The 10143-nt window shown below is 44.9% G+C and carries 14 protein-coding genes and 3 pseudogenes; 9 read left to right on the forward strand and 8 right to left on the reverse strand.

What is annotated here, in order from left to right; all coding sequences use genetic code 11:
• A partial coding sequence (locus tag Xhom_RS17260; RefSeq protein ID WP_420855269.1) for a tyrosine-type recombinase/integrase occupies positions 1-356 on the forward strand: 356 nt, incomplete at its 5' end.
• On the opposite strand, the gene Xhom_RS17265 is transcribed toward Xhom_RS17260, so the two are convergent.
• The 6 genes from Xhom_RS17265 to Xhom_RS40205 form a co-directional block, all read right to left on the reverse strand.
• Positions 316-576, reverse strand: a complete 261-nt coding sequence (locus Xhom_RS17265; RefSeq protein ID WP_169928472.1) for a helix-turn-helix transcriptional regulator — start codon at positions 574-576, stop codon at positions 316-318. The genes Xhom_RS17260 and Xhom_RS17265 overlap by 41 nt on opposite strands.
• An 87-nt stretch (positions 577-663) precedes the next feature.
• The gene (locus Xhom_RS17270; RefSeq protein ID WP_084022979.1) at positions 664-1623 is read right to left on the reverse strand and encodes an ATP-binding protein; all 960 of its coding nucleotides are present in this window, start codon (positions 1621-1623) and stop codon (positions 664-666) included.
• The gene (locus tag Xhom_RS17275; protein WP_069315481.1) at positions 1604-2173 is read right to left on the reverse strand and encodes a hypothetical protein; all 570 of its coding nucleotides are present in this window, start codon (positions 2171-2173) and stop codon (positions 1604-1606) included. The genes Xhom_RS17270 and Xhom_RS17275 overlap by 20 nt, the downstream gene beginning before the upstream one ends.
• Complete coding sequence (locus tag Xhom_RS30565) at positions 2142-2315, reverse strand: hypothetical protein (protein WP_169928474.1); 174 nt, start codon at positions 2313-2315, stop codon at positions 2142-2144. Before Xhom_RS30565 ends, Xhom_RS17275 begins: the two co-directional genes overlap by 32 nt.
• Entirely contained in the window at positions 2305-2793 is a 489-nt protein-coding gene (locus Xhom_RS17280) for a hypothetical protein (protein ID WP_084022981.1), read from the reverse strand. The genes Xhom_RS30565 and Xhom_RS17280 overlap by 11 nt, the downstream gene beginning before the upstream one ends.
• A 436-nt stretch (positions 2794-3229) precedes the next feature.
• Complete coding sequence (locus Xhom_RS40205; protein ID WP_274540184.1) at positions 3230-3355, reverse strand: hypothetical protein; 126 nt, start codon at positions 3353-3355, stop codon at positions 3230-3232.
• Positions 3356-3612: 257 nt separating this feature from the next.
• Here Xhom_RS40205 and Xhom_RS17290 point away from each other — a divergent pair, with 257 nt between their 5' ends.
• The 6 genes and pseudogenes from Xhom_RS17290 to Xhom_RS40215 all read left to right on the forward strand — a co-directional run bounded on the left by Xhom_RS17290 (position 3613) and on the right by Xhom_RS40215 (position 7465).
• Positions 3613-3819 (forward strand): hypothetical protein, encoded by a 207-nt coding sequence (locus Xhom_RS17290; RefSeq protein WP_069315483.1) that lies wholly within the window; start codon positions 3613-3615, stop codon positions 3817-3819.
• A 233-nt stretch (positions 3820-4052) separates the two neighbouring features.
• Positions 4053-4262, forward strand: coding sequence for a hypothetical protein (locus tag Xhom_RS17295; protein ID WP_099139814.1), 210 nt, complete (start codon positions 4053-4055; stop codon positions 4260-4262).
• A 112-nt stretch (positions 4263-4374) separates the two neighbouring features.
• Positions 4375-5244, forward strand: a complete 870-nt coding sequence (locus tag Xhom_RS17300; protein ID WP_420855270.1) for a hypothetical protein — start codon at positions 4375-4377, stop codon at positions 5242-5244.
• A pseudogene (locus tag Xhom_RS17305) lies at positions 5241-6482 on the forward strand (baseplate J/gp47 family protein). Before Xhom_RS17300 ends, Xhom_RS17305 begins: the two are co-directional and overlap by 4 nt.
• Before the next feature lie 117 nt (positions 6483-6599).
• A complete protein-coding gene (locus Xhom_RS40210; RefSeq protein WP_198148737.1) occupies positions 6600-7181 on the forward strand; it encodes an iron chelate uptake ABC transporter family permease subunit in 582 nt (193 codons plus the stop codon).
• Positions 7181-7465, forward strand: coding sequence for an iron chelate uptake ABC transporter family permease subunit (locus Xhom_RS40215; protein WP_250637335.1), 285 nt, complete (start codon positions 7181-7183; stop codon positions 7463-7465). The genes Xhom_RS40210 and Xhom_RS40215 overlap by 1 nt, the downstream gene beginning before the upstream one ends.
• Before the next feature lie 121 nt (positions 7466-7586).
• On the opposite strand, the gene Xhom_RS17315 is transcribed toward Xhom_RS40215, so the two are convergent.
• On the reverse strand, positions 7587-7946 hold the full coding sequence (locus tag Xhom_RS17315) for a darcynin family protein (protein WP_069315487.1): 360 nt from the start codon (positions 7944-7946) through the stop codon (positions 7587-7589).
• A 38-nt stretch (positions 7947-7984) separates the two neighbouring features.
• On the opposite strand from Xhom_RS17315, the gene Xhom_RS17320 reads away from it, so the two are divergent.
• Positions 7985-8641: a TetR/AcrR family transcriptional regulator gene (locus Xhom_RS17320; protein ID WP_211287900.1), complete on the forward strand. Its 657-nt coding sequence runs from the start codon at positions 7985-7987 to the stop codon at positions 8639-8641.
• A gap of 179 nt (positions 8642-8820) precedes the next feature.
• Here the strand turns inward: Xhom_RS17320 and Xhom_RS17325 are convergent.
• A pseudogene (locus tag Xhom_RS17325) lies at positions 8821-9373 on the reverse strand (IS1 family transposase).
• A gap of 57 nt (positions 9374-9430) precedes the next feature.
• Here Xhom_RS17325 and Xhom_RS36995 point away from each other — a divergent pair.
• Positions 9431-10030 (forward strand): annotated as a pseudogene (locus Xhom_RS36995) (IS5 family transposase); the annotation flags it as partial.
• Between the last annotated feature and the right edge of the window lie 113 nt (positions 10031-10143).

Genomic DNA, 10143 nt, shown 5'->3' on the forward strand with positions numbered 1-10143 from the left:
TCCATAGCCTGTTCCCCCTCGGAGTTGTTTTCGGTGTGCACCAAAACTTTGCTCCGGGAACAGGCTTCTCGTCAATTTCTTATCCAGAATTCGGGTTAATTAGTACAACCATAGCGCATATCAACAGGAAAGGGGGAGAGTTCGAGCATTTCACAGTACATGATATTAGGCGAACAGGTTCAACTTTATTGCATGAACTAGGATTTAACACTGACTGGATTGAAAAATGCCTAGCTCATGAACAAAGTGGGGTGAGGGCGGTGTATAACAAAGCAGAGTATGCGATACAACGAGCTGATATGTTACAGCAGTGGGCTAACATGCTTGATTCTTGGAAGGCAACATACCGTCTCTAAGCATGTTATAAGTTTTATTGGTCGATGGTTGCAGGTTGTGATCTCTGGCTTGTGTTTTTACTGTAACCATCCATTTTTCTACCTCACTCTCATCCCATACTACCTTTTTAGATACTAAAGGAAAGCGTGATGGAAATAACCCCGCTTTTTCTAGTCGATCGACCTGCGTCATTGATAATTTGTTTTTTTTAACCAGTTCTTTTTTGTCTAAAAAATTCATGTCTACACTCCTAAACATTCATCAATTTCCTGAGATACAACATTCAAGCACTCCCTTGCCACCTGTCGTCGTCCGTTCTCGAATTCGTTAGTCATTGGTGAACTTTTCTGCTAACTCTTTGGCGATTAAATCTATTTTTTCGCTGAGCTGTTTAATTCCTTCAATATCTTCGTCATTAATTTTCATCCTGATTAGGTCACGGATTGGTTGATTCAGATGTCGGTAATAACCAATCGGTGATAAACTTTCCTGACCGATGTTTTCACTTGACTTTAATATTGTCTTAGTGTTTAAAATAAATTTTCGACTAAGTGCAAGTGCCTCTTGAGCCTGTCTAGCTTCCTCTGACTGTTTGTTTAATTCGTCCTTAGTCGTTTGGATAATCTCCGCAAAGTAATCAGGACTGGTACTGAAATGAGGGACTTCCTGTACGGGCAGTTGAGCGGAGTTTTTACCAAAACCAGATGCACTGGGGTTAAAATCCAGCATTCTCTTTGCGCTACTGCCGGTTCCTTCAATACGGATGCGCCCCATCACATCAGCAACTTTATAAATTTCACCTTTAGAACCACCTTGAATATCCAGTCGTTCCACCAAGTCTTCACCGACCTGCTTTTCCTCCATGTGAGCGATCAGAATAATGTCCTTACCAAAGGATTTAAGCAGATTTAACCAGCCTGAAAATCCGGCTTTCAATGCACCGAATCCCTGCAAGGATAGCTGACCACCATACCCTTTAAATTTGGGATTCTTGCGGATTAATTCTGCTGCGAGACAATCCAGTGCGCGTCCTGCGGTATCAACGACTATCGTTTGATAGGGCGTCAAATCCGATTCAGCTATTTGCTCAACTTCTCCCCATCCGCTAACCTGAACCGTGTCTTTACGGAACTGTGAGCGGTGAGCACCTTTATCAAAATCCAGAAGAAGTGGAGAGGCTGCAGTAAATGCCATTGATGTTTTACCGAGTCCGGGCGGGGCATAAATACAGGTGATTAGGTTCTTTACTTCAATCGGCTGGGTTGCCTTAATAATTTTTAACGCCATTTTTGTATCCTCTTTTAACCTTACGTAAGCAAAGGGCGTACAATAGATTGTTGATGTCTTCATCAACCTCATCACCCATATCAAACAGCTCGCCAAACAATTCATTCATCCGTGGTGAGAAAATCGCACCAGTTCCCTCTGGTAATGAGTTATATAATTTGTGAGCGTCTTCTCCCTGTTGCGCCAGAACTACCTCTTCATTCGCAGCCTTTTTCCCTTCCTGTTCATCCAGTGCTTCCTGAGCGCCATAGGGGATATAATCGTTAAAAAAGTTCAGGCAGCCTCCTTGAGCATCTGTTCTGCGATAGCCATAATCTCCCGATAGGCTATAGCCTGCCTTCGTGAGTTCTTCGGCGAGACGTTCTACATCGCAATGCACTCTGGCATAAGCAAACATGTCACTGACATCGAAGTCAGAGCGACTGGCAAACTCTGCAAATGGAATATTAAATTGCATATCACCAAGATCGGAATATTCAATATGATTACGCCCGTGTCTTACATATTCTTTCTTTTTTTCAACATAGCTGTAGCTGATTGATGGGTGCATGATTACCTCCCGTCGTCAGACTGGAATAAATACAACGATTGAAACAATGAGTAATGCCAGACAGCGCTTCCATGCGCGCCTGTTCCTGACTGCCTGTGGTTGTGTGGGAATGACTCGGCAAGCGTCGTGGATCATGCTGCACTCTCCCAACCTGTGATGGAGAACCTGCCCATCTTGGGGTGATACCACTGTGAGCCGCGTTGCTCTGCTTCTTTCATCATCTGGTACAGAGCCTTTTCGAATGCGTCTTCATGTACCACTGACATTTGCGTAACCTGTCCGCCCGGTGCAACATGAGGAACTTTCTTGTGTGGCACTGACCAAGCCATGACTAATTGCTTGCTCTTAGCATTACTAAGCCCATAGGTTGCCTGTAGATTGCTGTACCCCTGATATCCTTGCGGGATAGTGCCTTGTTCGCCCTGAAATATATAGGCATCGCTATACTTATTAGGGCTATTCGTTTGTTTTTTCTCAACTTTATCCATCAGAGGAAGTTGGGTAACTCCTTTTTTAGCGAGCCTTTCAATAGTTCTTTTAACATTGCCATGAGTAGAATTGACTAATTCCGCAATTTCCAGCGAAGACATTTGTATTTCGGTATTCATTAAATTTCGCATGTAGACATCCCTCGTTAATGAAAACGATTAATGATTTCTGGGTTGGATTATTTAGAGGTTAGGGAAATAAGCGCCTTGGCGTGCAGTGCGGCAGATTCGCGGTCGAGGTGGATTAGGCCCATTCTGAGATATTCTAATTCAACATCCATATTGTCCCATGTTGTTCTAACGGTGTGTGTCACATCTAATTTTGGTATGTAATAAACGGTCCCGTATTTCAGAATCTCCCTCACTGGTTCCGGCACATCTATATCACCGATTCTGATAGTGCGGGGTTTTAGTCTGTATGTACGTTCAGGTGAGAACGTGATTTCACCATTTAGCGGTATTCATTCGCCCAGATATTTAATTTCGAAATGCTCCCACGGTCTATCCGTCTCCTGCGCTAATTTCGCGTATGCCATGATTAAATCGGCGTGGATATGTTTAGCCATTGTTATTCTCCCGTACTTTCATCATGGCATCGGCCATTCGGTATGCAGCCGTTGCTATACGCAGTGCCATTCCAGTCTATTGAAAAGCTATCATCTGTTTCATACGGCAACTCGGTTCCTGCGTCCATGCATCGTCTACACCAACTGTCATACCCTACTATGGTTATGTTCTGGCCAGATGGGGGTAACATGTGGTATTTGTTAGTTCTGTCCATCATGCAATCATAGCCACCGCTATTTAAAAAACTGTCCACATAACCTGTATCTCCATTTTTTAAAACGACCCTATCTCCTATTTTTAATTTTGGATATTTCTTCAGATCTATATGGTGCATCATCATTTTCCTATATTCAGGTAATAAAAAGCCCCGCATTGGCGAGGCTGGTGTTTAACGGTGATTGTTATTTAAAATTCTCTAAAGAAAGTTCTCTGAAAAACAGTGCAGTTATTGGTGGAGCTAAAAATAATAATGTCAAGAATGCACATGCTATTTTGGTTATTTTTGTCTTGGCCTTTTTAGTGAACAGGAAGGCGAAAAACAATCCTAAAGGAACGCTAATAAACCAGAACCAGCTGGTCAATAAAAAATAAGTGATACCAAGCAAAATTATCAATAATATTAATGATGATATTGGTTCTGGCATTGCTTCTATTACATCAAACACCACACTCCCTCATGAATCCCATTGTCTAATCCCTGAATATATCAGAGTCACTCACCACAGCCCACTCGGAAATGAGCTGGAGTTAGTTACTTGAGTAATATGTCACTAGCTGCGCCTTGTAATTCACTTCGGTGCTCACTAAATGATTTCATTAATTGCGTGAACAATTCTCTAACGCTATCTGGCATATTGGAGTTTGACGCAAACCGGTTCGACATCGAATTCAGTAAAGACGGGGCGAAAAACTGGTTTTCTAAGGTCAGTGCAAAACTGAATTACCAGAACGAAATGGCACGTAAACGCAAACAACAATATCCGCCACACCAGACACAAATCACCATTGCACAAAATGGCCTTGTATTCCTCTGAGGTCAACCATGAAATCCATTATCAAATCATTGCTAATCAGCGGATACAGCTACGGCTTGTTGAGCGCCGGATTTGTTCGGTATTGGTTCAAGAAATTAAATTTGAAGGAGACATGATGACAATCACTGAACTGTCTGATCGTCTGTGGTCTGATGTTGAAAGAGTGGCTAAATATCTACTGCCGAACGGCAAGCGAGAAAGTCATGAATGGGTTGCTGGGTCAGTGGATGGCGAGACCGGAAAGAGCCTGAAAGTGAATCTGGCAGGAAAAAGAGTCTGGTCAGATTTTGCGGAAGGAACGGGGGGTGACTTGCTGGACTTGTGGGTTCAGGTGAGGGATTGCAGTCTCCATCAAGCCATGACCGAAGCCAAACAATTTTTAGGCATTACCGATGATGATCATCACTTCGAGGCTAAGCGCCAGAAGAAATTTAGCCGACCGAAGCATGAATCCCTGAAAAAGAATATCCGTAAAACTGAAAACGGTTACACCTACCTTGAGAGTCGGGGGATCAGTCGGGCAACAACCGAAGAGTACAAGGTGTGTGATGCTGTCGTCTGGTCACACGATGAGAACCGAGAATTGCCCGCTATCGCCTTTCCCTACAAGCGGGACGGTGAGTTGTTGCAGGTAAAGCGGATTAGTACTGAGCGTCCTAATGGGAAGAAGGTTATTTCGGTTGAGGCGGACTGTGAGCCAAGCTTGTACGGATGGGATGTGTTGCCTAAAGATGCCAGAGCGGTGATCCTCTGCGAGGGTGAGTGCTGGTATGACACAACGTTAGGCATCCCTTATTACCAACGTATTTTTGGACATTGGCCCGGTACGCAGCTTATCAATGCCAAGATGGAACAAGAGGCTCTCAAATTGCCTTATGTTCAGTCTGCATCATGTACCGCAGTCAGTGATGCAAATCGGAGTATTAATGGCGTAATGGTGATAACAGACAGTAATTTTAACCAAATGACGGTGAATCTATGACGAAAACAGTAAATTTATCAACCAGCGTCCCGTCAGTGACATTCACTAAAACGGGGCTGCTGGTGCCGGATGAAATTGACATACTGAACGGGCGGCTCAGTGATTTGTCTACGGCAATGGGCGGGCAGATGAGCACCAGTCTGACATCACCACAGGGACAGATTGCGGTGAGTGACTCGGCCATTATTGCAGATAAAAACGATCAGCTACTGGCTATCGTGAATCAGATAAACCCGGACTATGCCTCAGGGCGTTTTCAGGATGCGATTGGGCGAATTTATTTTCTGGACAGGATCCCGGCGTCAGGCACGACGGTAACAGCAAGATGCACGGGCATGGTCGGGACAGTAATTCCGGCGGGGAGTATTGCGCGTGATAAAACCGGTTATCTGTATCATTCGTTGAACAGTGCAACCATCCCTGCCACAGGTTCTGTTGATATTGTTTTTCAGAATACCACTGTAGGTCCAATACCGTGCCAGATTGGGGATCTGGATACAATATACAGTTCTGTACCCGGTTGGTCTGGAATTCGTAATGAGGCCGCTGGTGTGCCGGGGGCAAATGAGGAAAGCCGGGCTAACTTTGAATATCGTCGTCGACAATCTGTTGCCCGCAATTCCAGAAATACGTTAGGGGCTATTCGTGCCGCAGTACTGGAAGTCGCCGGTTTAGTTGATGCGTATGTCATTTCTAATAATAGTGGCTTTACAAAAAACACAGGGACGTCCAACTATCCATTATTACCACATTCAATTTATGTAGGAGTCTACGGAGGGAAAGCGGATGACATCGCTAATGCAATTTGGAACAGTGGTCCTCCGGGTATTGATATGTGTGGTAATACAGAGCTCACGATAGTCGATAAGGATGGGTATGGGCAGCCATATCCTGAATATGTCATCAAGTGGGAAACGGTCAAGCCAATCGGTGTCTCTATGCGGATTAATTTGCGGAAAAATGAATTTTTGTCATAGAATATCAATGAATTAGTCGCGAACGCAGTCCAAGACGCATTTAATGGCATTGATGGCGGAACACGAGCTCGCATAGGAACAACATTATATGCCGGACGCTATTACTCCGGCGTCTATAATATTGACCAGGCAAATATTGATATTGTCAGCATTACCCTGAGCAGGGATGCCGCTCGTTATGATGCCGCGGTGAGTTTTGGCATTGATGAGATACCCACGTTGGATAGTTCCAATATCATGATTAATATGATGGAGGTCTAATGTGAAAAATATGGCCGAGACCTACCATTACGATCATACTAGTCGTTATTTCTTTAAACGTCGGAGTTACGAACGTTGGTATATGTGAATTTTCGCATATGCTTTTCGGTAATTCCCTTGAGCACTACCAGTTTTATGCACTCTGGGTTGTGCGGATTACCTCATATTTTATTGGGACTGATGGTTGGTTGGTGCGCAGCCCTTGCCGGTGCTATTTTGCAGCCGATTGCTCGCAATCCGTTGGCCGACTCCGGCCTTTTTGGTATAAGTCAGGGGGCTATGACGATGATCATTATCTTACTGGCGTTCATTCCCTCCACACCTAAGATGCTGATCGTCCTTGCTGCACTGACTGGTGGACTGATTGTTGCGTTGTTTTTGACTTTACTCGTCGGCAATAATCGCGCAAGTGGCTTGGTAATTTTACTGATGGGGATTGCCGTCTCGTCCGTTCTCAGTTCTGTCAGCTCTTTTCTTATTCTCTATCTTCCGACAGAGTTATCCTTGAATCTTGCTGGATGGATGGATCGTTGTTTCAGGCCAGCTGGTCAGTTATTGCATATTGCATCATTCATGCCATTATTCTTATTGAGTATTATCGGTATTCTGATCACTGGCCCCGCTTTAAACCGCTATGAGCTTGGAAACGAACTTGCTTTGTCCCTTGGGAGCCTATCAAATATTCTCGTCCGATGCTGATGGTATTTTCTGTCTTGTCAAGCGCAGCGTCTGTCACCACAGTGGGACCATTGAGCTTTCTAGGGATACTGGTGCCACATCTGGCCAGCTTTGTTTCATCGGCCACAGGCAGCGGCCGACTGTTTCTTTCCGCTCTGGTGGGCGGCAATTTAGTCGTTGCGGCGGATATCATGACAAAAGCAGCATCTGCAGAAGTCTTTCTCCCTATCGGGTTGAGCTTCACACTCATTGGCGTGCCCCTGTTCATCCTGACGATGCGGCTTAGCGCGCTGCGTAAACGCTAAATATCTGCCGTATCTGTTGTGCTTTAATAAATCCGGACACTAATGAAATGACCGAGTAAAAACATAATCTGAAGTACAGGCTACAAGTAGCCTGTATTGGTACTTACACGGATTTTTACTGTTAAGCTGAGACGACATCGCGCCCATAGTTTTTAGCGTAAGCATTTTCGACCCCCGTAAGGATTTCAACGATATCAAAATACCGATCCCATAACGGTGTTTCACGCAACTCTTCAACGAGCAGTTGGTAGCTTTCATGATCTTTGGCATCCCATACCCAGATGTCTGTGACTCGTGTTGAATAAAACTCGACGTCATAAAAACGCAGCGAAACACCGGCGGCATGTTTTTTGATGATGGGGGTAAAGACTTCAGCAAAATGTTTGAAGCGTTGGTCGATAGAGAAACCCAGCCATTCAGGGGTTGTTTTGACCAGCATGAATACGGTTAAAGCGGGGGTAAAATGTTGTGATTGAGACATGATTGTCGTTCCTTGCATTCGTTGTTGAGGCCTCTATAATGCGAGCTATTACTTATTTTCACAACTCGCATTCCCCCATGACAACGTTATCAAACCAAGAGCGACCAGGGTTACGAAAACAGCCGAAACAAGCGCGCTCCCTCGCGATGGTTGAAGCGATTATTGAGGCCACTGCTCGCATTTTAGAGCGGCATAGTCACGAGGGTTTTTCGACAAATGCCGTTGCAGAATTGGCTGGCGTAAGTATCGGTTCTCTGTATCAGTACTTCCCATGCAAAGATGCGCTGATGGGGGCGCTAATCGTGCGTGAGTCAACACGACTTATCACGGAAGCACAAAAGGCGGTAACAAAGACGAGTGGACGTGCTGGGATTTCTGCCTTTATTAAGTCCTGTGTCGATCACCAACTACTCCGCCCTGCTTTGGCACGGTTGCTTGACTTTGAAGAGGCTCGTTTGCCTTTTGATAGGGATGTACAGTGGGCGAATACACAATTGCGCAGCATTATCACTGAACTGCTGATAGCTCCCGATATTCCTCCCCAGGCTGATATTCAGGCTGCTACGCGAGACGTGATGGCAATAATCAAAGGCATGGTTGATACCGCAGGTGAATACGGTGAATCTGCCAAATCAGAGCTTACAGAAAGGGTTGAACGTGCTGTATTTGGTTATCTATCTTTCTGCTCACATTAAGTGAAAATGAAATTGGGTTCAGGCCCACATTAACTGTAAATGACGCTGTCGGCTCGCAATCCATTTTTATGGACTCATGATAATTGCAAATGAAAAATTTGTCTCTTTTGGGGTTTTGGGTGAGTAGACCTACCCAGTCACCCAAAACCCGGCCGTGTATTAAATAGTTAGATTGAACATTAAAAATAGTGCTCGCGCTCAATGAAGGTTCCTATCACTTTGTCGTGCATTTCCTCTGATTTAGAGTTCGATTGAGTCTTTTTATGCGGATACGCAGAGTGAGATGGGTATCTCTTGATACGCTGGGTAAATTTCTTTCCTGTAAGGTGTTTTTCTTCAGGAAGGCAATCGTAAACATCATAAGCTAGCGCTGATTTTTCTTGTTACCGACAAATGACCCTTGTTCGTCTATTTCACAGATAATCTGGACGGCGCTTCCTGACAGAGGCAGTGTAGTTACCTGTCTTGGCGTGAGTTTTTTAACGTACGGATGACTGTATTAATGCCAACCTTCAAGACACGTGCTGAGTCTCTGACACCGGCGTTATTCAGCGACATATCAACGATCTGTTCTTTCATACCGGGCTTACAGGCTTGATAGGTGTAGTTCAGTTGAAAGGTTTTACGGCAGGTATAGCAATGATAACGAGGATGCCCACTACTTCCTTTTCCATGCCCTTTAACCTCTTTTGTTTTGTGACAATAACGACAAACCACATCAACTTTAGCCATATCTGACCAATAATAAAAAGCAAGGAGTTTATCACGATATCTAATTATTGGGAGCATGACCGGTTTCTGTCCATTCTTGATGAAAAAGCCTTGATTGACTGGGCTGAAATTTGCCTGAATGGCAGCAATATTCGCGCGAGTAAAGATGTCGCAGGCGCGAAAAAAACATCCCGATATCGCTGACGATCATGCGCTGGGTCACTCACGCGGGGGTTATGGCACCAAAATCCACTTGGCAACCGACGGAAGGGCTTTCCTCTCAACCTGATTTGACGGCGGGGCAAGCCCACGAAAGTCAATCCACCATCCCTTTGCTTGACGGCATTGGCATACAGCGCAAAAATGGTTTCATGAAGCGGCGCGGCAAAGCGGTACTGGCAGATAAAGGCTATTCGGGCGGAAAACGCCGCGGTTATTTGCGGGAAATTGGGGATCAAGCGCATTATTCCGTATAAAATCAATGAAAAAGGCAGCACTGATGGCCGCACGAAATTTGATGAACAGGCTTATCATGACCGTAATATTGTCGAACGCTGTTTCGGTTTTCTCAAAGGAAATCGGCGTATTGCAACACGCTACGAAAAAACCGCCCGAAACTATCTGTCCATGGTGAAATTAGGCTGTATTCGACTCTTTTACAGGCGATTATTTAATTAAGGGACACAGCCTAGTACTACAGCCGTAATTGCTCTGTAAGCCGATGATTTTCCCGGCGGCGACAGTGACATTGTTGCGCCCGGTATTGATGCCGTCGTCGCCAGGCTGACCAA

Origin of the sequence: Xenorhabdus hominickii, from assembly GCF_002632725.1 — a bacterium.
Lineage (GTDB): Bacteria > Pseudomonadota > Gammaproteobacteria > Enterobacterales > Enterobacteriaceae > Xenorhabdus > Xenorhabdus hominickii.